The sequence below is a fragment of the Caballeronia sp. 11_S32 genome (genome assembly GCF_056930355.1).
Map to the genome: position 1 here is coordinate 995,030 of NZ_JBXOWH010000004.1, position 23,008 is coordinate 1,018,037.

The 23,008-nt window shown below is 63.4% G+C and carries 25 protein-coding genes; 12 read left to right on the top strand and 13 right to left on the bottom strand.

Translation table 11 applies throughout. From position 1 onward, the window contains the following. The first annotated feature begins 2 nt into the window (after nucleotides 1-2). From AC1Z32_RS30695 to AC1Z32_RS30735, 9 genes are read left to right on the top strand one after another with little or no spacing between them, the layout of a single operon-like run. Nucleotides 3-872 carry an alpha/beta fold hydrolase gene (locus AC1Z32_RS30695; protein WP_483482593.1) on the top strand — a complete coding sequence of 290 codons (870 nt, stop codon included), beginning with the start codon at nucleotides 3-5 and terminating at the stop codon, nucleotides 870-872. Beyond that, nucleotides 869-1,729, top strand: a complete 861-nt coding sequence (locus AC1Z32_RS30700) for an IclR family transcriptional regulator (protein ID WP_483482594.1) — start codon at nucleotides 869-871, stop codon at nucleotides 1,727-1,729. The genes AC1Z32_RS30695 and AC1Z32_RS30700 overlap by 4 nt, the downstream gene beginning before the upstream one ends. Beyond that, nucleotides 1,726-2,541 carry an SDR family oxidoreductase gene (locus tag AC1Z32_RS30705; protein WP_483482595.1) on the top strand — a complete coding sequence of 272 codons (816 nt, stop codon included), beginning with the start codon at nucleotides 1,726-1,728 and terminating at the stop codon, nucleotides 2,539-2,541. The genes AC1Z32_RS30700 and AC1Z32_RS30705 overlap by 4 nt, the downstream gene beginning before the upstream one ends. Further along, on the top strand, nucleotides 2,534-4,201 hold the full coding sequence (locus AC1Z32_RS30710) for a thiamine pyrophosphate-binding protein (protein ID WP_483482596.1): 1,668 nt from the start codon (nucleotides 2,534-2,536) through the stop codon (nucleotides 4,199-4,201). The genes AC1Z32_RS30705 and AC1Z32_RS30710 overlap by 8 nt, the downstream gene beginning before the upstream one ends. Beyond that, nucleotides 4,194-5,018 carry an aspartate dehydrogenase gene (locus AC1Z32_RS30715; RefSeq protein ID WP_483482597.1) on the top strand — a complete coding sequence of 275 codons (825 nt, stop codon included), beginning with the start codon at nucleotides 4,194-4,196 and terminating at the stop codon, nucleotides 5,016-5,018. Before AC1Z32_RS30710 ends, AC1Z32_RS30715 begins: the two co-directional genes overlap by 8 nt. Before the next feature lie 15 nt (nucleotides 5,019-5,033). Continuing rightward, nucleotides 5,034-6,524 (top strand): aldehyde dehydrogenase, encoded by a 1,491-nt coding sequence (locus tag AC1Z32_RS30720; protein ID WP_483482598.1) that lies wholly within the window; start codon nucleotides 5,034-5,036, stop codon nucleotides 6,522-6,524. Between the two features lie 18 nt (nucleotides 6,525-6,542). Then, nucleotides 6,543-7,508 (top strand): VOC family protein, encoded by a 966-nt coding sequence (locus AC1Z32_RS30725; RefSeq protein ID WP_483482599.1) that lies wholly within the window; start codon nucleotides 6,543-6,545, stop codon nucleotides 7,506-7,508. Further along, a complete protein-coding gene (locus AC1Z32_RS30730; protein WP_483482600.1) occupies nucleotides 7,501-8,718 on the top strand; it encodes an NAD(P)/FAD-dependent oxidoreductase in 1,218 nt (405 codons plus the stop codon). The genes AC1Z32_RS30725 and AC1Z32_RS30730 overlap by 8 nt, the downstream gene beginning before the upstream one ends. 19 nt (nucleotides 8,719-8,737) lie before the next feature. After that, nucleotides 8,738-10,165 (top strand): MFS transporter, encoded by a 1,428-nt coding sequence (locus AC1Z32_RS30735; RefSeq protein WP_483482601.1) that lies wholly within the window; start codon nucleotides 8,738-8,740, stop codon nucleotides 10,163-10,165. A gap of 103 nt (nucleotides 10,166-10,268) precedes the next feature. On the opposite strand, the gene AC1Z32_RS30740 is transcribed toward AC1Z32_RS30735, so the two are convergent. The 8 genes from AC1Z32_RS30740 to AC1Z32_RS30775 form a co-directional block, all read right to left on the bottom strand. Continuing rightward, nucleotides 10,269-10,706 (bottom strand): SRPBCC family protein, encoded by a 438-nt coding sequence (locus AC1Z32_RS30740; protein ID WP_483482602.1) that lies wholly within the window; start codon nucleotides 10,704-10,706, stop codon nucleotides 10,269-10,271. Beyond that, a complete protein-coding gene (locus tag AC1Z32_RS30745) occupies nucleotides 10,699-11,022 on the bottom strand; it encodes an ArsR/SmtB family transcription factor (protein ID WP_483482603.1) in 324 nt (107 codons plus the stop codon). Before AC1Z32_RS30745 ends, AC1Z32_RS30740 begins: the two co-directional genes overlap by 8 nt. A gap of 133 nt (nucleotides 11,023-11,155) precedes the next feature. Beyond that, entirely contained in the window at nucleotides 11,156-11,305 is a 150-nt protein-coding gene (locus AC1Z32_RS30750; protein WP_157697420.1) for a hypothetical protein, read from the bottom strand. Nucleotides 11,306-11,414: 109 nt separating this feature from the next. After that, nucleotides 11,415-11,882: an RbsD/FucU family protein gene (locus AC1Z32_RS30755; RefSeq protein WP_483482604.1), complete on the bottom strand. Its 468-nt coding sequence runs from the start codon at nucleotides 11,880-11,882 to the stop codon at nucleotides 11,415-11,417. A gap of 59 nt (nucleotides 11,883-11,941) precedes the next feature. Continuing rightward, complete coding sequence (locus AC1Z32_RS30760; RefSeq protein WP_483482605.1) at nucleotides 11,942-13,066, bottom strand: succinylglutamate desuccinylase/aspartoacylase family protein; 1,125 nt, start codon at nucleotides 13,064-13,066, stop codon at nucleotides 11,942-11,944. 95 nt (nucleotides 13,067-13,161) lie between these two features. Next, a complete protein-coding gene (locus tag AC1Z32_RS30765) occupies nucleotides 13,162-13,950 on the bottom strand; it encodes an ABC transporter substrate-binding protein (protein WP_483482606.1) in 789 nt (262 codons plus the stop codon). Between the two features lie 94 nt (nucleotides 13,951-14,044). Beyond that, nucleotides 14,045-15,139, bottom strand: a complete 1,095-nt coding sequence (locus tag AC1Z32_RS30770) for a calcium:cation antiporter (RefSeq protein WP_483482607.1) — start codon at nucleotides 15,137-15,139, stop codon at nucleotides 14,045-14,047. Nucleotides 15,140-15,177: 38 nt separating this feature from the next. Further along, nucleotides 15,178-15,390, bottom strand: coding sequence for a hypothetical protein (locus tag AC1Z32_RS30775; RefSeq protein ID WP_483482608.1), 213 nt, complete (start codon nucleotides 15,388-15,390; stop codon nucleotides 15,178-15,180). A gap of 19 nt (nucleotides 15,391-15,409) precedes the next feature. On the opposite strand from AC1Z32_RS30775, the gene AC1Z32_RS30780 reads away from it, so the two are divergent. The 3 genes from AC1Z32_RS30780 to adhP all read left to right on the top strand — a co-directional run bounded on the left by AC1Z32_RS30780 (nucleotide 15,410) and on the right by adhP (nucleotide 18,211). After that, nucleotides 15,410-16,384, top strand: a complete 975-nt coding sequence (locus tag AC1Z32_RS30780) for a GGDEF domain-containing protein (RefSeq protein ID WP_483482609.1) — start codon at nucleotides 15,410-15,412, stop codon at nucleotides 16,382-16,384. A gap of 264 nt (nucleotides 16,385-16,648) precedes the next feature. Then, complete coding sequence (locus AC1Z32_RS30785; protein ID WP_483482610.1) at nucleotides 16,649-16,849, top strand: DUF3562 domain-containing protein; 201 nt, start codon at nucleotides 16,649-16,651, stop codon at nucleotides 16,847-16,849. A 336-nt stretch (nucleotides 16,850-17,185) separates the two neighbouring features. Then, nucleotides 17,186-18,211 (top strand): alcohol dehydrogenase AdhP, encoded by a 1,026-nt coding sequence (adhP, locus tag AC1Z32_RS30790; protein WP_483482611.1) that lies wholly within the window; start codon nucleotides 17,186-17,188, stop codon nucleotides 18,209-18,211. Nucleotides 18,212-18,368: 157 nt separating this feature from the next. On the opposite strand, the gene AC1Z32_RS30795 is transcribed toward adhP, so the two are convergent. From AC1Z32_RS30795 to AC1Z32_RS30815, 5 genes are all read right to left on the bottom strand, one after another. Further along, nucleotides 18,369-19,286, bottom strand: a complete 918-nt coding sequence (locus AC1Z32_RS30795) for a hypothetical protein (protein WP_483482612.1) — start codon at nucleotides 19,284-19,286, stop codon at nucleotides 18,369-18,371. Nucleotides 19,287-19,297: 11 nt separating this feature from the next. Then, on the bottom strand, nucleotides 19,298-20,173 hold the full coding sequence (locus AC1Z32_RS30800; RefSeq protein ID WP_483482613.1) for a DUF2092 domain-containing protein: 876 nt from the start codon (nucleotides 20,171-20,173) through the stop codon (nucleotides 19,298-19,300). Nucleotides 20,174-20,219: 46 nt separating this feature from the next. Further along, a complete protein-coding gene (locus AC1Z32_RS30805) occupies nucleotides 20,220-20,519 on the bottom strand; it encodes a hypothetical protein (RefSeq protein WP_483482614.1) in 300 nt (99 codons plus the stop codon). 81 nt (nucleotides 20,520-20,600) lie between these two features. Beyond that, nucleotides 20,601-21,287 carry a DUF3313 domain-containing protein gene (locus AC1Z32_RS30810; protein WP_483482615.1) on the bottom strand — a complete coding sequence of 229 codons (687 nt, stop codon included), beginning with the start codon at nucleotides 21,285-21,287 and terminating at the stop codon, nucleotides 20,601-20,603. A gap of 251 nt (nucleotides 21,288-21,538) precedes the next feature. Further along, nucleotides 21,539-22,702 carry a porin gene (locus tag AC1Z32_RS30815; protein WP_483482616.1) on the bottom strand — a complete coding sequence of 388 codons (1,164 nt, stop codon included), beginning with the start codon at nucleotides 22,700-22,702 and terminating at the stop codon, nucleotides 21,539-21,541. Nucleotides 22,703-23,008 lie beyond the last annotated feature (306 nt).

The following is a 23,008-nucleotide window of genomic DNA, read 5'->3' on the forward strand; positions in this document are numbered from 1 at the left end:
CGATGAACATCGAGACGCTCGCGTGCTTTCCAGACATGCAAGTCCATACCGCGCACGGCACCACGGGTTATCGCGAGGCAGGTGCAATGCATCTGCGCACCCTGCCCGTCGTGTTGCTGCACGGCATCGGGTCGGGCGCGGCGTCGTGGGTTCGGCAACTCGACGTGCTCGGTTCGAAGCGTCGCGTGCTTGCCTGGGATGCGCCGGGTTACGGCATTTCGACTGGCGTAGCGAGTGAAGCGCCGATTGCGCCCGACTATGCACGAGCGTTGAGTGCGTGGCTCGATGCGATCGGCGTCGATCGATGTGTGCTCGTCGGCCATTCGCTCGGCGCGATCATCGCGGGTTCGTTTGCTGCGAGCGCGCCGGAGCGTGTCGCGGGCTTGTTGCTGGTATCGCCTGCCGCGGGGTATGGCGCTGCACCGAAGGAAGTACGCGAATCGAAACGCGATGCGCGTTTGAAGATGCTGCATGAACTCGGCCCGCAAGGACTCGCACGCGAGCGCAGCGCGAACATGGTCTCGCATCATGCCGACGAAACCGCGCGCGAATGGGTCCGCTGGAACATGGCGCGCATCGTGCCGGAAGGCTACGCGCAAGCGACGCATCTTCTGGCGAACGCGGATCTCGCCGCTGACATCGCGCGGTTCCACGGACGCATCGCCGTTGCTGTGGGCGCGGAAGACGCGGTCACGCCGCCCGCCGCATGCGAGCGCATCGCGCAAGCCGCGCACGTCAGTCTGCAAGTGATGCCGCGCGCGGGCCACGCGGGTTATGTCGAATCGCCCGCCGCCTATACGGCGTTGATCGAATCGTTTTGCCGGGGCATCGAATGTCACATGAGTCACACGAAAGACGGAGTATCGCAATGACATCCCCCGTCATGGAAGAAGCCGACAAGGGCGAACCGACTTATATCGTGCCGGGGCTCGAACGCGGTCTGAAGATCCTCACCGAGTTCTCGCCGCGCGAGCCCGTGCTGGGCGCGCCCGAACTGTCGCGGCGCCTCGGCATTCCGCGCACGACGGTTTTCCGCCTGTTGCAGACGCTCGAATCGCTCGGCTTTCTGGAACGCGCGGACAAGGATCGCAACTATCGCCTGGGCGTAGCCGTATTGCGTCTCGGCTTCGAATACCTGAGCTCACTCGAACTGACCGACCTCGGGTTGCCGATCATCGAGACATTGCGCGATGCAACCGGTCTCACGAGTCACATCCTGATTCGCGACGGCCGCGATGTCGTGTTCGTCGCGAAGGCGCAGAGTCACGCGCCGATCTTCAGTTCGGTGAAGGTCAACGTCGGCACGCGCCTGCCCGCGCACGCGACCACGCATGGCCACGTTCTGATGGGCGATCTCTCGCTCGATGAACTGCGCGCGCTTTATCCCGAGCCGCATCTCGAACGCTTCACGAAGTCCACGCCCGAAACGGTGGAAGAACTCCATGAACGCGTGAAGGAAGACGCCGCGCGCGGTTATGCGACGAGCCAGTCGTCGTTCGAGCGCGGCATTTCGGTCGTCACTGCACCGGTTCGCAACGACACCGGGCGCATCGTCGCTGTCATCACGACGACGATTCCGCGTCCGGAGATCGATGCCGCACTGCTCGAAAGCGGTCTCATCGACAAGGTTCGCGAAGCAGCCGATGCGCTCTCGATGCGTCTCAACTATCGTCCGGCCGCGCGCGCTTCAGCGTCGAGCCGCTATATGAAGTCTCTGGGGTTGCAATGATTCAAATCGATCTCGCAGGACAGGTCGCGGTCGTTACGGGCGGCTCGTCGGGCATCGGCTTCGCGACGGCGCGATTGTTCCTGCAAGCAGGCGCATCCGTTGCGATTTGCGGACGCGATTCAGACCGGCTCAACGCCGCGCAAGCATCGCTCGCAGAAGAATTCCCGCAGGCGCAACTGCTCGCCGCATGCTGCGATGTGCTCGACGCGGAACAGGTGAACGCATTCGCCGCGCGCGTGATGCAACGCTTCGGCCGCGTGGACATGCTCGTGAACAACGCGGGCCAGGGCCGAGTGTCCACGTTCGCCGATACCGCCGACGACGCCTGGCGCGATGAGCTGGAGCTGAAGTACTTCAGCGTCATCCGCCCGACGCGCGCCTTTCTGCCGATGCTGAAGGACGCGCCCTCGCCCGCGATCGTCTGCGTGAACTCGCTGCTCGCGCTGCAACCCGAGCCGCATATGGTCGCGACTTCATCGGCGAGAGCAGGCGTGTTGAGTCTCGTGAAATCGCTCGCGACCGAGCTCGCGCCGCAACGCATCCGTGTCAATTCGATTCTGATCGGCATCGTGGAATCGGGGCAATGGAAGCGTCGCTATCAAAACTATCTGAACGAAAACGCCAGTAACACCGAGCGCCAGAGCTGGGAGCAATGGACGGCCGAGCTCGCGCGCAAGAAGAACATTCCGCTCGGACGCTTCGGCCTTCCCGAAGAAGCGGCTCAGGCGCTCTTTTATCTCGCAACGAAGCTGTCGTCGTACACGACCGGCAGCCATATCGATGTTTCCGGAGGCTTTGCTCGTCATGTCTGAAAAAACCACCGTCGGCGAACTGATCGCCGCGTTTCTCGAACAATGCGGCGTGCGCACGGCGTTCGGCGTCATCTCGATTCACAACATGCCGATCCTCGATGCGATCGGCCGTCGCGGCAACATCCGCTATGTCGGCGCGCGCGGAGAAGCAGGCGCATTGAACATGGCCGATGGTCTCGCGCGCGTGTCGGGCGAACTGGGCGTCGCATTCACGTCGACGGGCACGGCTGCCGGCAACGCTGCGGGCGCAATGGTCGAAGCGTTGACCGCCGGCACCGCGCTGCTGCACGTCACGGGTCAGATCGAAACCGAATATCTCGATCAGGACCTGGCGTATATCCACGAAGCGCCGGATCAATTGTCGATGCTGCAATCGATCTCCAAGGCCGCATTCCGCGTGCGCACGATCGACACGGCATTGCCGACGATCCGCGAAGCCGTGCGCGTCGCACTGACCGCGCCTGCGGGCCCGGTGAGCGTCGAGATTCCGATCGACATTCAGGCCGCCGAAATCGAATGGCCCGCTGATCTCGCCGCGCCGCACGTGAACACGCTCACGCACGACAGCCTGCGCGTGAAGCAGCTGGCCGATGCACTGACGCAAGCGAAGCGTCCGCTGCTGTGGCTGGGCGGCGGCACGCGTCATGCGCGCAGCGCGGTCGAACGTCTCGTGAAGCTGGGCTTCGGCGTCGTGACGAGCGTGCAAGGCCGCGGCGTGCTGCCGGAGGATCATCCGGCGACGCTCGGCGCGTTCAACGTGCATCCGTCCGTCGAAGCGTTCTATAAGACGTGCGATGCGCTCGTCGTCGTCGGCTCGCGTCTGCGCGGCAACGAAACGCTGAAGTACAAGCTCGCGCTGCCGCAACCGCTCTATCGCGTCGACGCCGATGCGCTCGCCGACAACCGCGGCTATCGCAACGAGCTCTTCGTGCATGGCGACGCATCGCGCGTGCTCGACGAACTCGCGACCCTGCTCGAAGGACGCATCCGCATCGATGCGTCGTTCGCCGGCGATCTCGCCGCCGCGCGCGAAACGGCGGTCGCGGAAGTATCGAAGGGACTCGGACCATACAAGCGTCTCGTCGATTCGCTGCAACGCGCGGTGGGCCGAGACTACAACTGGGTGCGCGACGTCACGATCTCGAACAGCACGTGGGGCAATCGCCTGCTGAAGATCTTCAATCCGCGCGCGGGTGTGCATGCGCTTGGCGGCGGCATTGGGCAAGGCATGCAGATGGCGATCGGCGCGGCGCTCTCCGGTGCTGCGAAGAAGACCGTGGCGCTCGTCGGCGATGGCGGTCTGATGGTGAACGTCGGCGAACTCGCGACCGCCGTGCAGGAAAAAGCCAACGTGATGATCGTGCTGATGAACGATCAATGCTATGGCGTGATCCGCAACATTCAGGACGCGAACTACGGCGGGCGCCGCATGTTCGTCGATCTGCATCAGCCGGATTTCGCGCAGTTCTGTGCAAGTCTCGGGCTGGCACATCGCCGCATCACGTCGCTCGATCAGGCCGATGAAATCGTGCGCGAAGGGCTTGCCATCGACGGTCCGGTGCTCGTCGAAGTAGACATGCTGTCGGTCGGCTCGTTCGCGACCGCGTTCGCGGGCCCGCCCGTGAAGAAGGAAGAGCCGAAGGAGCCGGAATATGCGTGATCCACGTCACGTCAATCACGCGATCGATGTCGCGATGATCGGCTTCGGCGCGATCGGCTCGGCGGTGTATCGCGCGCTCGACAACGATCCGCGCGTGCGCATCTCGCATGTGATCGTGCCGGAGCGCGACCGCGATCAGGTGCGCGCTGCCCTGGGTGATCGCGTCGATGTCGTATCGCGCGTCGATGCGCTCGCGAGCCATCCGGAATTCGCGCTCGAATGCGCGGGGCATGCGGCGCTCGTCGATCATGTCGTGCCGTTGCTGAAGTCGGGCACGGATTGCGCGGTCGCATCGATCGGCGCGCTGTCGGAAGCGGGCTTGCTCGATGCGCTGTCCAACGCCGCCGATGAAGGCGCCGCCACGCTCACGCTTTTGTCGGGCGCGATCGGTGGCGTCGATGCGATCGCATCGGCGAAAGAAGGCGGCCTCGACGATGTGCAGTACACCGGCCGCAAGCCGCCGCTCGGCTGGCTCGGCACGCCCGCCGAAATGCTGTGCGATCTGAAGTCGCTGACCGAAGAGAAGGTCATCTTCGAAGGCAGCGCGCGCGATGCGGCGCGGCTCTATCCGAAGAACGCGAACGTCGCGGCGACGATCGCGCTCGCGGGCCTCGGCCTCGATGGCACGCGCGTGCGTCTGATCGCCGATCCTGCGGTCGAGCGCAACGTGCATCGCATCGTCGCGCGCGGCGCGTTCGGTGAGATGTCGCTCGAAATGTGCGGCAAGCCGCTGCCCTCGAATCCCAAGACATCCGCGCTTACCGCGTATAGCGCGATCCGTGCGTTGCGCAATCTTGCGGCGCGCTGCGTCATCTGAAGGAGCTTTAGAAAGATGAATCATCCCGACACTTCGCTCGTGACATCCGGCGATATTTTCCTCGGCGGCGAATGGCGCAAAGGACGCGGCAATCCGTATGCGAGCATCTATCCCGCCGACCAGAGTGTCAACGCGGAGATCAGCACCGCCAATGCCGACGATGCGCGCGAAGCCGTCGAGATCGCGGATCGTGCCTATAGGAAAGCCGATTGGGCCGGATTGAAGCCGCATCAGCGCGCCGCCGTCTTGCATCGCATTGCGAGTCTGATCGAAGCCCGTCATGAATCGCTCGCGCAACTTCAACGCCGCGACAACGGCAAACCGATCAGCGAAACGCGCGCATTGGTGACGAGCGCGGCGAACACGTTCCGCTATTTCGCGGCGTGCCTCGAAACGCTCGAAGAAGAACTCACGCCCTCGCGCGGCGACTATCTGACGATGAGCGTGCACGAACCGCTCGGCGTCATCGCGGCGATCACGCCGTGGAACTCGCCGATCGCGTCCGACGCGCAAAAGCTCGCGCCCGCGCTCGCGGCAGGCAACGCGGTCGTGCTGAAGCCCGCTGAAGTCACGCCGCTCGCATCGCTCGCACTGGCGCGCATCTGCGAGGAAGCGGGCGTGCCGAAGGGCGTCGTGAGCGTGCTGCCCGGCAAAGGCTCCGTGATTGGCGATGCGCTCGTGCGCCATCCGCTCGTCAGGAAAGTCGCGTTCACGGGCGGCACGGAAGTGGGCCGCGGTATTGCCCGGCTTGCCGCGGAAAAGCTGATGCCGGTGTCGCTGGAACTCGGCGGCAAGTCGCCGACCATCGTCTATGCCGATGCCGATCTCGATCATGCGGTCAACGGCGTGCTGTATGGCATCTTCAGTTCGTCGGGGGAATCGTGCATCGCGGGATCGCGTCTCTTCGTCGAGCGCAAGGTGTATGGCGAGTTCATGGCGCGTCTCGTCGCCGGCGCGCGCAAGTTGCGTGTCGGCGATCCCACGCGCGAGAACACGCAGATGGGTCCGCTCATCACGGGACAGCATCGCGAAAGCATCGAGCGCTATGTCGCGCTCGGACTCGAAGAAGGCGGCGCGCTGTTGTGCGGCGGCGAACGTCCCACCGGCGATGGCCGCGAGAAGGGCTTCTTCTATCTGCCGACGATCATCGAAGGTCTCACGAACGACGCACGCATGTGCCAGGAAGAAATCTTCGGCCCGGTGCTCGCCGCTCTCCCCTTCGACGATGAAGCCGCACTCATGCAGCAGGCGAACGACAGCGTGTTCGGCCTCGCAGCGGGCATCTGGACGCGCGACTACAAGCGCGCATGGAACGTCGCGCGCGCGCTGAATACCGGCACGGTCTGGATCAACACCTACAAGCAATTTTCGATTTCGACGCCCTTCGGCGGATGGAAGGACAGCGGCATGGGACGCGAGAAAGGCCGTCTGGGCCTGCGCGAATACATGCAGCAGAAGAGCCTGTACTGGGGCTTGAACGATGCCCCGCTGCCGTGGGCGAACTGAGCTAAAGACGAGGCAGTGATGACGATTCTCGGCATTGAACGAATCACCTACGGCGTGACGGACCTCGACACCTGCCGGCGCTTTTTCGCCGACTGGGGTCTGAAGGAAGTCGCGCACGACGAGACGCGCGCGCGTTTCGAAACGCTTAACGGCTGCGAAGTGCTGCTTGCGCTTGCGAGCGATCCCTCGCTGCCGCCCGCTTTCGAAGGCGGTCCGACGTTGCGCGAAGTGACATGGGCCGTCGCGACACGCGCCGAACTCGATGCATTGCGCGGACGCTTCGCGGGCCAGCCCGGCCATTACGAAACCGATGAAGCAGTCGGTTGCATCGATCCGAACGGCATGGCGATTCGTGTCGAAGTAACGAAGAAGCGCGACATCGATGTGAAGGGGTCGCCCTCGAACGTGTGGGGGCAAACCTTGCGCGTCGATACGCCGAGCCCGGTCTATGAACGCGCGGAGCCCGTGGAAGTGGGTCATGTCGTGTTCTTCACGAACTGTGTCGCGGAGCAGGAGAAGTTCTATCACGAACTGCTCGGCTTCGAGACCTCGGATCGCTATCCGGGACGCGGCGCGTTCATGCGCTGCGCGCCGCACGGCGGGCATCACGATCTGTTTCTCCTGCAACTGCCCGATGGCAAGCGCGGTTTGAATCACGTCGCGTTCACCGTGCGCGATATCCACGAAGTATTCGGCGGCGGTCTGCACATCAGCCGATGCGGCTGGACCACGCAACTCGGACCGGGACGTCACCCCGTTTCGTCGGCGTACTTCTGGTACTTCAAGAATCCGGCGGGCGGCCTTATCGAGTATTACGCCGATGAAGACGTGCTCACGCCCGAGTGGCAGCCGCGCGAATTCGAACCGGGTCCGACCGTGTTCGCAGAATGGGCCGTCGATGGCGGTCTCGACGGCAACACGCGCCGCCAGAAAGACGCGAAAGCACCGGAAGGCAAGTTCATGACGGAGCGCAAAAATGGCTGATCTTCAAACAGTCGTGGTGATCGGCGGCGGACAGGCTGCCGGATGGATCGTCAAGACCTTGCGCCGCGAAGGTTTCGACGGGCGGCTCGTGATGATCGCCGATGAGATCCATCTTCCTTATGAGCGCCCGCCTCTGTCGAAGGCCGTGCTCGCGGGCGAAGCGGATATCGATACCGTGCGTCTCGTCGATCACGATGCCTTCGCCGAACTGAACGTCGAAGCGTGGCAGCCGGAATGCGCGGCATCGATCGATCGCGAAGCGCGCATCGTGCGTACCGTGAGCGGCCGCGAAGTGCAGTACGACCGCCTCGTCATCGCGACGGGCGGCGCCGCGCGGCGGCTGCCGGAAGCAATGGTGAAGACTTCGCATCTCGCTTACCTGCGCACGCTCGACGACGCGGTTCACATCGGCAAGCGCCTTCGTGAAAGCCATAGCAGGCGGCTGCTCGTGATCGGCGGCGGATGGATCGGCCTCGAAGTCGCGGCGACCGCGAAGAAGCTCGGCGCCGACGTGACCGTGATCGAAGGCGCGCCGCGTCTGTGCGGACGCTCGGTGCCTGAGAGCGTGTCCGGTTTCCTGCTGAAGCTGCATCGCGATAACGGTGTCGATGTGCGTCTCGATGCATCGCTCGTTTCGCTCGAAGACTTCGGCAACGGCGTACGCGCGCAACTCGCGGACGGCACGACGCTCGACGCGGACTTCGCCGTCGCGGGCATCGGTCTCACGCCGCATACGGCGATCGCGGAACGCGCCGGTATCGAAGTGAGCGACGGCATCGTCGTCGATGAATTCGGCGCGACCAACGATGAGCGCGTGTTCGCTTGCGGCGATGTCGCCAATCATCCGAACGCGTGGCTGAAGCGGCGCGTGCGCCTCGAATCGTGGGCGAACGCGCAGAACCAGGCGATCGCCACCGCGCGCGCGGTGCTCGGCGTGCGCGCACCTTACGCGGAGATTCCGTGGTTCTGGTCCGATCAGTACGACGTGAACCTTCAGATCCTCGGCGACATTCCGCCGGGCGCGACGCCGGTGGTGCGCGGCGATCTGGAGGCGCGTCGCGCGTCGCTGTTCTTCTTCGATGGCACTGCATTGCGCGGCGTCATCGCGATCAACGCAACGCGGGATCTGAAAGTCGCGAAGAAATGGATGAGCCAGGGGCGCGCGGTCGATATCGCGACGCTCGCCGATACGGCGAAAGCACTCGCATAACACACAGACGGGAGCAGGCATGAGGAGCATGGGCAATACGATTGTCGAACACGGCGGCACCGCTACACCAGTGGCCGACGCGGCGAGTGCCGCTCACGCGGTCACGAAAGGATCGATCATCGCGCGCATCGAGCGGCTGCCCGCCAACGCGATGCAGGTGCGTGCGCGTATCCTGATCGGCGCGGCAACTTTCTTCGATGGCTTCGATGTCATCGTCATCGCGGCGACGCTGCCGCTGCTCATCCACAAGTGGGGACTCACACCCGGTCAGGTGGGATTTCTGATCGCGTCGGGTTCCATCGGACAGCTGATCGGCGCGTTCCTCTTTCCGTCGCTTGCGGAACGCTTCGGGCGCGTGCGCTCGATCGCGTGGAGCTCGGGCATCATTGGTCTCACGAGCATCGCGTGCGGCTTCGCGCCATCGTTCGCGGTGTTCGTCGCGCTGCGCATCGTGCAGGGGCTCGGGCTCGGTGGTGAGTTGCCCGTTGCGGCGACGTACATCAACGAGATCACACGTGCGCATGGACGCGGCCGCTTCGTGCTGCTCTACGAGATCGTGTTTCCCATCGGCCTGCTCGCATCGAATGCGCTCGGCGCGTGGATCGTGCCGCGCTTCGGCTGGGAAGCGATGTACTTCATCGGCGGCATTCCGCTCGTGCTGTTCTTCCTGCTGCGCACGCTGGTGCCGGAGTCGCCGCGCTGGCTCGGCGAACGCGGCCGCATGAGCGAAGCGGGCAATGCCCTCGCCGCGTTCGAAGCGACCGTGAAGCAACCGTTGCCGCCGCTCGGCAATCTCGCCGAGTTCGAAGAGATGGCGAGCCGTCATCCGAAACGCCGTCGTCTCGATCTGATCGGACCTGCTTATATCAAGCGCACGATCGCGGTCGCGCTCCTGTGGATGACATGCGGCGTGCTTCAGTACGGCCTCTCGACGTGGCTGCCGACGATCTACCAGACCGTCTATCACGCGCCCTTGCAACTCGCGCTGAATCTCGCGGTGGCGGCATCCGTGCTCGGCGTGCTCGGCTCGCTGACCTGTGCGTTGATCGTCGACAAGATCGGGCGCAAGCCGGTCATCAACTGGTCGTTCGTGCTGTGCGCGGTGTCGCTCGTCTGTGCGGGCGTGTTCGTCACGCAGTCGGTGTATGTCGTTGCAACGTTCTGCGCGCTGGCGCTCGGCTTCATGGCGTGTGGCTTCATCACCGCTTATGTCTATACGCCCGAGTTGTATCCGACGAGCATCCGTGCGTTCGGATGCGGCCTCGGCGGCGCATGGCTCAAGATCGCGGCGATCTTCGCGCCGGCGCTGGTCGGCAAGACGTTGATGGGCGGGAACATGAACATCGCGTTCTATGCGCTCGCTGTGGTGCCCGTCGTAGCGGCCGCCGCGGTGCATTTCATGGGCATCGAGACGAAGGGCAAGGTGCTGGAGCAGCTCGAAGCTTGACGTGATTTCACCTCAGGCCCGGCGCATCGTGCTGCCGGGCCTGCGCTTTTGTTGCATCACTGGACATTCATGGGCATTGCGGGCGCGCTCGTGGCGCGGCTCATCATTTCGTCGCCAGCGCGACGGCACCCGTCTCCAGCAGCGACTTGAGATTCGAGAGAATCTTGGGCCACCCGCCCGACACGGCTTCGATGAACTTCTTCCCCTCGCTCACGTGCGTAACCGTGAGCTTGACGGCTCCGTCGAGCGCCTCGATGTCGTACGTGCAGCGCGACCAGCCTTCGTCTTTCAGATCGTCGCGAAATTCGTTGCGCCACTTCAGCACGAGCCGCCTGCCCGGCTCGGCTTCGAGCACTTCGCCCGAGTCGGCGACGCGTCCATCGGAAAACAGCATCTTCCACGCCGATCCGGCTTTCCAGTCCGACTCCTGATGCATGCCGAACCAGTATTGCCTGACGAACTCCGGGGTTGTCAGCGCATTCCACAGCTTTTCCGGCGTCGTGCGGATGTAAGTGACATACACAAAGGTCTCGCTAGCCATGATCGTCTCCTTCGAGCGTGCGTTTCAGGTCGGACAGAGCGTCGAGGCGCGGACGCTCGAACTTGTTGATCCAGCGTTGCGCGATCTCGTGGATCGGCACCGGATTGAGGAAATGACGCTTCTCGCGGCCCTGACGCTGCGTCGACACGAGATTCGCGGCTTCCAGCACGGCCAGATGCTTCGACACGGCCTGGCGCGTCATGCGAAGGCCGTCGCACAGATCGCCAAGCGTCTGGCCGTTCTGTGCGTGCAGCCGGTCGAGCAATTGCCTGCGGCTCGCATCCGCGAGGGCGCGGAACACTGAATCGTCATCCATGGACGCATTATGCAACCATTTGGTTGCATGTCAAGCCTCGCCTTTGTCGTTTCGATCCGCCAAAACGACAACACCCCGGAAGCCGTGGGCTTCCGGGGTGTTGTCCTGATGCTCGAGACCGGGATGCTGTCGCTTACTTGCGGCGATATGCTTCGACCATGATCTCGCAGTTCTGGAGGTGCAGCGTCAGTGCACGGTTCCACTCGCGACGCACCGCAGCCTTTGCCGCGCGCAGCCAGGAACCGAACGAAACGACCAAGGATTGTTGTGCGGTGGTTTTCATGAGCGTCTCTCAGGGTAAGTAGCTAGGGGATAACCCTGACTATACGCCTTTCACGCTGCATTGCAACAACTTCTCAAAAAAGCAACAGGGTAATCCCTAGGTCTTCCATTCAATTTTGCTGCGGAGCATCCGGCGCCAGTTGCACGCCCTTCTTGAAAATGAAGCAGCCGTAGCCGCGTATCTCGCCCGTCGCGATCACGCAATACGCCTTTTTCGCGCGCTCGTAGAAGGCGAAACGCTCGATCGATGCAAATGGCATGGCGCGGCCCTCGGCAGCGTCTACTTCGCGCTGGGCCTCGCGCTGCACGGCGGGCAGCGCGGCCGCATCGCCGACGACTTCCATGCGCTCGGCGGGATGATCGACGAAGCTATCGAGCGGCAGCACCGAGAGCACCGCCCGCACCGCGCGCGGCGAATTCACGCCGTCGAGGCGCAGCACGCGGCCGAGCACGGTCTGGCGCGCGACGGAATCGGCGGGAAAGTTGGCGTCGCAGATCACCACTTCGTCTCCGTGGCCCATCGCGCAGAGGGCATGCAGGATGTCGGCGTTGAGCAGCGGATCGATGTTCTTCAGCATGTTTTCTTGTTCTCCATGACGTAAGGCCGTTTGAATCCATAGTACCCGCCGCGGCGCGGCTAAGGCACGAGCAGGTCGCCCGTGCGCGCGGCGTGTCTGCCCGCGATGCGCGCGACCAGCATCCCCGCCGTCGCGAAGCGCGTCCAGTGGCGCGCGTACAGCACGCCGTCCGTCCGGGCGACGAGCGGCACGAGCCTATCGGCGAGCGGATCGAGCACGTCGGCGATGATGTCCCCCGCGCGCACCGTCTCGCCGGTTTCCCGCCGATGCAGGATCACGCCCGACACCGGCGCATGCACATACTCGCAGCCGGCGAGCGGCGTCGCGGGATGGAGCAGCGGCGGCGGCTCGGGCGCGTCGCCCGCGATCATGCCGATATGCGTCAGATAATCGACGATCGCCTGCGCATCGCGCGCCGCCGTCTCGTGCGACACGTCGCGCACGCCGCGCAATTCCAGCGTGACGGGCGTGAGGCCCATCGGAATCGGGAAACGCTCGTCGAACGCGCCGCGCAGATAGCGCCACGCCGAAGCGCACGCCTCGTCGAACGGCTCGCCGCCCGACACCTCCGCGAGCAATTGGGCCTCGCTCCCGAGATAGCGCGCGAGCGGCTCGATCGCGGGCCATGCGTCGGGCGTCGTGTAGAGATGCGCGACGGCTTCCCAGTCGCAATGCAGGTCGATGACGAGATCCGCGTCGCACGCGAGCTTCAACAACTCGATGCGTTGCGATTCGAGCTCGCTGCGCGCCTGCAGCGCCGCGAAATGCTCGCGCAACGCGGCGCGGATGAGCCGCGCGTTATGCTCGGCGTCGCCCGTCAGACGGGGCTTCAGAGCGAGCGCCAGCGCGGGCCCGGCTTCGGGAAAGCGCCGGTTGAAATCCTGACCCGAGCCCGTCTCGAAGCGGCCCATCTGCGTGCCGAACCAGTGCTGATTCAAACCCGCCGGATTGGCGACGGGCACCAGCACGACCCGCGCCTTGAGCCGCCCTTGCGCTTCGAGTTCCGCGAAGCGCCGCTTGAGATACCACGCGACGACCATGCCGGGCAGCTCGTCCGCATGCAGCGAAGCCTGAATGTAGACCTTGGGCGACGCATCGCCGTTGTCCGGGCCGAACCGGTAGCTCGTGAACGCGCGCCCGGTGCCGAGCGACGCGCCAACGAGCGGATGATGTCGAACCTGCATCGTCGATCAGTCTCTCATCGAAAAGGAAAAGCGAAAGCGAAAAGAAAAGGCACCGCGAGCGATGCCTTTTTCGGTCGAAAGCGTCGTTCGCCGCTTTACTGGATCGAGATATCGGTCTCGAAGTACTTCGCCATGATGCGCTTGAACGTGCCGTTCTTCCGGATCTCGGCGAACGCGTTGTTCAGGCCGTTCTTCAGATCGGCGTCGCCCTTGCGCAAACCGATGGCCGTGCCCGGACCGATGATCGCGCGGTCCTCGACGATCGGACCGACGAGCGCGAACGGCTTGCCCTGCGGCTTCTTCAGAAAGCCGATGGCGGCCTGCGCGGCGTCGGTGAACATCGCGTCGATGCGGCCCGCGACGAGATCGGCCTCGACCTGCTCCTGATCGCCATACGCGACCACCGTCACGCCCTGCGGCTCCCACTTCACCTTCGCGTAGCGCTCCTGCACCGTGCCCTGCTCCACGCCGACGCGCTTGCCCTTCAGCGCCTGCGCCGTCGGCAGGATGCCCGAACCGGCGCGCGCGACGAGTTGCGCGTGCGTGTCATAGAGCGGATCGGTGAAGTCGATCTGCTTCAGGCGCTCTTCGGTGATACCCATGTCGGACAGCACGGCGTCGAACTTGCGGGCCTTCAGGCCGGGAATCATGCCGTCGAAATTGTTTTCGACCCACACGCATTTGACCTTCATCTGCGCGCAGAGCGCATTGCCGAGGTCGATGTCGAAGCCGGCGAGCTTGCCGTCGGCCTGCTTCGATTCGAACGGGGGGTAGGACGGATCGACGGCGAAGCGGATTTGCGTGATCTCTTTGGCGTGCGCCGTGAACGACACGGCGGCGAATGCGGCAAGCATCGCGAGCGACGCGGACTTCTTCAATGACATGCTTTTCCTTCGGGACTTTCGATGAACCATCGCACGAGATCGCGCGACAAACCGCGAATGGTAACAAAATCGCACGATCGAACGCAGACGTTCATCAAGGCACGACCGAAAGGAACAGAAAAGCCGCGAAGATCACGAAATGCACGACGCCTTGCAGGACCGTCGAGCGCCCGGTGCCGAGCGTGATGACCGAGACGAGGAGCGTCAGCGCCAGCATCACGATTTCCTTCGGCGCGAGCCCGAGCTCGATAGGCTGGCCCATGACGATCGACACGACCGCGACCGTGGGAATCGTCAGGCCGATGCTCGCGAGCGCCGAGCCGAGCGCGAGGTTCAGGCTGGTCTGCAGGCGGTTCAGACGCGCCGCGCGCAGCGCCGCGAGGCCTTCGGGCAGAAGCACGAGCGCGGCGATCACGATGCCGACCACGGCTTCCGGCGCCCCCGCTGCCGCGACGCCCGCCTCGACCGCCGGCGACAGGAGCTTCGCGAGCCCGACCACCGCCACGAGCGACAGCAGCAGGAACAGAAGCGCGACCCACGCCTCGCGGTTGCTCGGCGGCGGCGCATGCGGCGCGTCGTCTTCCGCGTGCGCGCCCGATGCGGCCGGCGGCGTGAACGGCAGAAAGTAATCGCGATGACGGATCGTCTGCACGAACACGAAAGTCACGTACAGCACGAGCGAGATCACCCCGACGAAGATGAGTTGCGATGTCGACAGCGTCGGACCGGCGATCGTGCTCGTGAAATTCGGCAGGACGAGCGTGAGCACGGAGAGCGCGCAGAGAATCGCGAGCGCGGCGCTCGCGCCTTGCAACTGGAAGTCCTGCACGTGATGCCGCAGGCCGCCGACCAGCAGACACAGGCCGACGATGGCGCCGCTGCAGATCATGATCGCGGCGAATACCGTGTCGCGCGGCAGGCCCGCTTTGTCGGGGCCGCCGGAGAGCATCACCGAGACGATCAGCGCGACCTCGATCACCGTGACCGCGATCGCGAGCACCAGCGTGCCGAACGGCTCGCCGACGCGATGCGCGACCACTTCCGCGTGGTGCACCGCGGCGAACACGGCGAACGCGAGCGCGACGGCCGCGAGCACGGTCAGCACGCCGGTGTGGATGAACGCGGCCGCGCCGAGCACGACGAGCGCCAGTATGGGTGTGACGAGGGTCCAGTCCAGCTTGAATTTCATCGGCGCTCCGGGCGGATCGGGTGAATGGGATCGTCGGCTCATGCGATGGGGCCGCAAGCTCGCTGCAAAATCGCGCCGAATGCATCGGACCCGATCGGGCGCCGGGCGTGCGAAGAAATTGCCGTGACAAAGGGCCGCAGACCATCGGCATGATAGCGAAAACGCGGCGCCGCGCGTTCGCCCGCGCGCGTGGGCGCGAACGGGCTGAATTGTTTGCGCAATTGTCGGAAAATAATGCCTTCAGTGGTCACATAACGGATCCGGAGGCACATGCTCGTCGCACCGAAACCCGAAAACGAACCCGCCCGCCTGGCGACGCTGCGCACGCTCGGCATCCTCGATACGCCGGCGGAGGAACGCTTCGACCGGTTGACGCGCCTCGCGCGGCGCCTGTTCGATGTGCCGATCGCGCTCGTGAGCCTCATCGACGAAAACCGGCAGTGGTTCAAGTCGTGCGCGGGCCTCGACGTGCAGGAGACCGCGCGCGACGTGTCCTTCTGCGGACACGCGATCCTGCACGACGACGTCTTCATGATCCCGGATGCCCGCGCCGACGTGCGCTTTCACGACAATCCGCTCGTCACGGGTGATCCGGGCATCCGCTTCTACGCGGGCCAGCCGCTCACGGTGCCCAATGGATCGAAGCTCGGCACGCTGTGCCTCATCGACATGCGTCCGCGCGAGCTCGATACCGAGCAGCGTGGTTTGTTGCGCGATCTCGCGCACATCGCGGAGCAGGAGATCGCGGCGATCGAGCTCGCGACCGTCGACGAACTGACGCTCATCGCGAACCGCCGCGGCTTCGAGGCGCTCGCGCAGCATGCGCTGAACGTGTGCAAGCGCATGGGCCGCGACGCGTCTCTGCTGTTCTTCGATCTCGACGATTTCAAGCGCATCAACGACACCTTCGGCCACGCAGAAGGCGATCGCGCGCTCGCGACCTTTGCGGCCGCGTTGCGCGAGTCCTTGCGTGAGAGCGATGTGATCGGGCGTCTGGGCGGCGACGAGTTCGTCGCGCTTTTGACCGACGCCCGCGACGACGAAACGCGCCACGCGCTCGACCGTTTGCGCCTCGCGCTGGCGGCGAGCAACGCAACATCGTCGCTCGGCTATCAGATTCGCTTCAGCGTCGGGCAGACGCAGTTCGAAGCGGCGCGGCATGCTTCGATCATCGATCTGCTCGCGTCGAGCGACAGCAAGATGTACGCGCACAAGGCCGCGCGGAAACATGGCCAGGAGCGCTGAGCAATTCGCTCGCTGCCGCTTTCCGCGTTCTGTCGGCCGCGACACTTTTGGCTGCGCCATCTCACGTTGGGGCGAAACGACATTCATTCCCACGAGATGTGCCGCAACCCGTGCCGCCGGTTGCGATCCCGTCCACTCATCGGCACGTCCGTTCGCACCCCGAAGCACTCACCGATAGCGCAATTCAATTGGCTCGGATATCGGGCGGCCTGTGTAATTGAAACCGTTCCCGCGCGATTCGTTCACGTCAGCCCGGAGCCTGCCATGGCCACGCCCAATATCGACAAGGAGATCGTCGAGAAGATCGCCATCGACACCAACACCCCCGTGGAAACAGTGTCAAGGATGTTCGAAGAGACTTGGGCCGAGTTCAGCGAAGGGGCGCGAATCATGGACTTTCTGTCGGTCCTCGTGGCGCGCCGCGTACGCGACAATCTGCACAACTGGAAACAGGACGTACATTGACGGCTGGTGCTCGATTCATGGGCGAAAGCGCACCGCGAATCACACGATCAGCCATCTCGCCCGAACGGGCTCTTCCCCGAACCATGGCAGCGTCGCGCGGAAGAACCGGACGCGCGGTCACTGATGCTGTAACCAGTGCTGTAGCGAGTTGAAGGTAGTCCGATAGCGTGACAGTCGCGTGACTTCCCTCATGCCGTGCACGCCGGCCCGGGTCCATTTACGGCCTGCCAGAGACATTCGCTTGACGTGAGTCAAAATCCGATGTCCGCCAGCGCGGATACTGGACGTTCGGCGATCGATGCGTTCGCCGTTGTCCAACGTCTACGGAAGGCGACCATGGCTACGTTCATGAAGGCTGCTGTCGTACACGCTTTTGGGGAGCCCTTGCGCCTCGAAGAGGTTCCGGTGCCTTCGCCGGGCCGCGGAGAGATTCTCGTCAAGATCGCCGCGTCAGGTGTCTGCCACACGGATCTGCATGCGGCTGACGGCGATTGGCCCGTGAAGCCAGCGCTACCGTTCATTCCCGGCCATGAAGGTGTGGGCCATGTCGCGGCGGTCGGAGCGGACGTGCGCCACGTGAAAGAAGGCGATCGTGTGGGCGTGCCGTGGCTCTATACGGCTTGCGGCCACTGCGAACATTGCCTCTCCGGGTGGGAAACGCTTTGCCTGGCGCAAAAGAACACGGGCTACTCCGTGAACGGCGGCTATGCGGAATACGTCGTGGCCGATCCGGACTATGTCGGGCATCTGCCGAAAAACGTCGAATTCGACGAGATCGCGCCCATTCTGTGCGCAGGTGTGACGGTCTACAAAGGCATTCGCGTCACGGATACGAGGCCGGGCCAGTGGATAGCCATTTCGGGCATCGGCGGACTTGGGCACGTCGCCGTTCAATATGCGATCGCCATGGGCCTGCATGTCGTCGCGGTGGACATCGATCCTGGAAAGCTCGCGCTCGCACGCGAACTGGGCGCGAAATTCACGATCGACGCTTCGCAGGATGATCCTGCCGCGGTCATCCAGAAGGAGATCGGCGGCGCGCATGGCGTGCTCGTCACCGCCGTATCGCGCAGCGCGTTCGCACAGGCACTCGGCATGGTGCGCCGTGGCGGTACCGTCTCGCTCAATGGGCTTCCTCCCGGGGATTTTCCGCTGCCGATTTTCTCGACGGTGCTCAATGGCGTCACGGTCCGCGGTTCGATCGTGGGCACGAGGCGCGATCTGCAGGAAGCGCTCGACTTCGCTGCCGAAGGGAAAGTTCGTGCACGAATTCAGCGCGAGAGACTCGAGAACATCAACGCGGTACTCGCGAATCTCAAGAGTGGCAAGGTGGACGGGCGCGTCGTCATGACCCTCGATTGAAGATCCACGAGCCGCGCGTGGGGACGAGCGTTCATCGGCGCATCGTTCGATCGGCCGTGATTCGACCGATGCGCCCGAGCGCACAGTCAACGCTCTTGGCGCGCCGTTCTCTTGCTGACTTCGCCTGTCGCCATCACCCGCGTTGCCACGATGCCCGTCAGGGCGCGGCAACCACGCGGTAGTAGACGCCGTTCGCGCCGTAGGAAGGCTTGAACCACGTATTGCCGCACAAGTAGTACGTGCCGCCCTGAACCGGGGGCTTGGTACAGCCGGCGGGCAGCGTCGCGTAAATCGCGCCCATGGCGAAAGTTGAACTGCCCGGGGCGGGCGCAGGCGGAGCGTTGGTCGCGCCCGCGGCGTAGCCGGCGTTATAGGCATTCGCCGCGACTGTTTGCGTATTGGCCGATGCGACCGCGGCGCCTGCCGCCGCACCCACTACAGCGCCCGCGGCAGCGGCGCCCGCCGTGGACCAACCGCCGCAGTTGTAGCACCCGGACCCGTAGACATTCACCGTCGTCGGGGGATGATAGGCCGCCTGCGTCGTTCCGTAATAGTTGCTGTGATACGCCGTCGTGCCCGACGCACTCGTGTATGTCGTGTAGTCGGATCCCGCGGCATGTGTCGCCGTCCCCCCTGACGCATTGGTCGCGGTCGTGCCTTGGCCATAGGTGTGCGTGGCGGTTGCGCCAGACGCGTTCTTGTAAGTGGTCTGCCCTGACCCCGCCTGATGCGTGGCAGTGCCGCCGTATGCATTGCTTGCCGTGGTGCCCTGCCCATACGTGTGGGTCGCGTTTGCGCCATATGGCGTACTGACGCTCGTCTGCCCCGAACCTTGCGTGTGCGTGGCCGTGTCGCCGTAGCGGCCGGTCGCGGTCGTGCCTTGCCCGTAGGTGTGCGTTTCGCTGCCGCCGTAGGCGCTGGTGCGGGTTGTCGAACCGGAACCGGCCGCATGATAGGCCGCTCCGCCGGCAACGTTCTCGTGTGACCAGCCGCCCGCATGCTCCCACGCGCAAACAGGACCCGAAGCGAACGCATGAATCACGCAACCGGCCGCGTAGAGCGTGACTGTCTTCATGATGTGCCTCCTCATTGAGGATGGGCGGTCCTGACCTTCGGCGGCGGTTGCATGCCAGGCGAGCTCGTCGAGTCGGGACGCTCGAAAGCAATCTGTGCCGCGCCGGAGATGTCGGCAGGTCTGAAGCTGTCCGCGGGAACGGGCGAATCCAGCACCCAGTCCGACAGCGCGAGCACGTGACGCAACCGGGCGGGATCGTTCAGATAGACCGCGTAAATGCGGCGTGGCAGTTTGTCTTCCGTGCCGATCCAGACCTGAACGAACACGTCGCCGCTCACGTACGCGACCATATCCGTCTTGGTGTCGCCAACCACGCTCGACTGGCCGATGTAAAAGGCAACTTTCAGCCCGTCTGCCAGATCCTTGTATGGATCCGCGACGATCACATCGGTGAACGGGAAATAGATCGCGCCGATATCGTAGGCCTTCTCGAGCGCCGCATCGAGCGTAGGCGGCGCATCGGCGACGGCGACCAGGTTCTCCGCCGGTTCGAACGCCGTCATCGTCTTGCCATCGTAATAGAACTCCGAGCGCGGACCATCGCCAACGGTGATCACCCTGAGCCGGTCCGGCCGCTGCATGACGATTTCCGATTTTGTCGAGTAGATGAGCGGAGGCCCGAGACGGCTCGGATTCTCGTAGGAAACGATGGCGGTGAAGCTCATCGACTTCGCGGCGGCAAGGCGCGTGCTGGTTGCCTTGAGAATGTCGATCGCGCGCGACTCGACGCCAGGCTGATAGTCGGGCACGACGGACTTCTTGATGTGTCCGGCAGGCGCCTTCTGTCCGCGCTTCGGAGACGACGCCTGCTGCGCCCCCACGTGCGCGGCGAAGCACACAGCCAGTGCGACGCCCAATGAACGCCATGCCATGTTGCAGGAATTCATCGCAACCTCACGGTTCAGGCAAGACGTCGAAGCGTCTGGCGGGCGTTCAGGGAATCATCCCGCATTCGAACATCTTGTCGGCGATCGGCGCCGCGACCCGATTGATAAACTCGGCGCGCATTTGCGGATCATTGCGCATTGCCTGAATCACCTTCTGCTCGCCCGGCGACGCGGGAGCGCCTTTCTTCGCTGCACGCTCTTGCCACAACTGCTCACAACTCGATTGCTGGTACTTTTGAACCAGACGGCCAGCGGCCGCGTCGAGCATCGGATACTGCTGTGAGTAGGCCATATTCGAAACCATCAAAGCGGACACGAGTGCAATCCGCTGGACGCGCTTGTTCATGACTTGTCCTCGTTTCGTCGGGATCAGTCGGGCATGGATGCTCGCCGGCTGGTTGACCCAGCCCGGGTTGCATTGGTCGAGCTATCGCGGCCTCACGAATTGCGCGACCGTTCTGGAAACCGAGTCGCACCACTCGTCCATGATCGGCTTGACCGACTCGAACGTGATCACGGGCATATTCGACGAAACCCGCTGCAGCTTTGCGCCCGTATGTGTGCGCACGACCTTGGACAAGACTTCTCCCGAGACGCTGTCCGTGCCACGCGCCTCGACGAGCAGCTTCGCCTGCTGCGGCGCGCCCGCCACGGTATCGACAGCCATTGTCGCGACGAAGGCCATCGGCACGACCTGATATGGCTTGAGCCCTTCCGCCGTGCTGGCGACGCCGGTTATGGCGACCTGCAGCCTGACCACGCCCGGACCGGGCGTCTCCACGACTCGCACTCTGGAGCCGATTGCCTGCTTCAGACACGTGGTGCCGTAGCCGCGTATCTGATCGATCGTCGCCTGACTGAGTTGAGCTGTCGGCTCGGCTTTCGGATACATCGTGAGAGGTTCGACAATGACCGCGCTATAGTTCGCCGGATTGAGCTTGGGATTGACATACCTCAGGAACGTTTCCCCGTTGGGATCCTGAGTTTGCTGCAGGTTGGAATAGTCTCCCAAATAGCCTGAGTACTCCGATTTCGTCGGCGCATTGTCGCTCGCGCATCCCGCAACGAGCATGACTGCGATCGCAATCGCAGCGGCACTAGTCTTCTTACGCATGGCCTCGTCCTCGCTTCTTGGCTACATCGTTGGACCGGGATTGACCCCTCCGTATGCGCAACCGGGCAAACTGCCAAAATTGCGCTTCGGAGTGATCTGCCGCGTAAGTTATTCCGAAAGCCAGGGCGCACGCTTTACAGTAGGTTGATATCTACCAATTAACAAGACTGTTTTTCGTAGTGCGAACTTATGTATGGAAGCGCTATTTAAACGTCGCGCGCACGGGTTAGCAGTCTTGTCATGCGATCGCGTCAGAATCGATGCCTCATCCCGACAGTCGCCTGAACCTGGTTGCTCGTGGAGGATGGCGCGCTGACACCGTTGATCCACGCGACGCCAAGTGGCGAACTGCTGCTCGCGCTAATGCCCTGCCATGCGCCCTGGAGATAGACGTCGGTGCGTCGCGAGAAGCGATAATCGGCCATGGCGCTTACCTGATTCCAGTGCGGACTGCCGCCGCCTGCATTGCCGCCTGCGCGCGAATAGGTGTACGCGGCCGAGAGCTGGACTGCCGGCGTAAGCGCATAGCGGAAGTTGCCTTCGAAGTTCTGGAAATGAGTACTGAAGCCCGTTTGAAATAGCTCCGTCAGATTGGTCTGCGTGTAGACGAACCCGGCCACCGCCGGGCCGAATGCGTAGTTCACGCCCGCCCCCCAAGTCTGTTGACGGCTGGCCAGCGCGCCGAGGGGAACGCCGTTGGAAAGGGAGGAGCCAAGTGTATCGGTGACCGCGCCGTTCGTATTGAGCTGGCCGGGCGTCTGCGCGGCGCCGTTCAATTGCAGGAATCCGGCACCGAAGTTGAGCGGCCCCCACAGATACGACAAGCCGAAGCTGTAGGCGCGATTGTTCGCGAAGCCGCCAGCCTGATTGGAAAATCCGTATAACGCACCAAGCTTGAATCCAGCGTAGTCGGGACTTAGATACTTCACCGAGTTATTGATCTGGAATGAATCGTTCAAATTGTCGACATCGAACGGATGTGCGAAATGCGTGCCGCCGTATTCCGTGCCGGTCAATGAGAGCGGCGCAACGAAGTCGACCATTCCATCGGTCTGCCGGCCGAACGTGAGTGATCCGTAATCGCGGCTCGACAACCCGACATAAGCCTGGCGATTGAAGATCCGATTGCTCGACGAGTATTGTCCGTTGTTGAGATTGAAGCCGTTCTCAAGGGTGAAGATGGCTTTCAGTCCACCGCCGAGATCCTCTGCCCCGCGCAAACCCCAGCGACTGTATTGAACCGCGCCGCTCGTCATCTGCCAGTTGCTGTGTCCGCCGCCCGTTCCCGTGATCTGGTTGTTCGTGTAGGTCAGGCCTGCGTCGATCAGGCCGTAGAGGGTGACACTGCTTTGCGCATGTGCCAATCCCGACACCGCGAGCATCGTCGCCGTGCTCATCATAAGCAACTTCTTCATTCGTTTGCTCCAGTCGTGATCATCTGACAGAATCGCCGCGAAAATAGCGCGACACCGGATCAACGCATAAAGTGCACAGTCATGCTAAGCAAATCGGCAATATCTATACGACGATCTCACTTTAATGCAAACGCAGCGGGAATTGGCAATCCAGGAAAAATGTGGCCGAGATGCAACGTCGTCGGCGGGTAGATGCGCGTCGTCGTTCGTTATTCGCGCCATGTTGAAGAGTCGCGTAGAAATGCCAATCATCCTCAACAACGGAATGTGGATCTATTGATCGTGCGGACCTGATCTAAGCCGCTT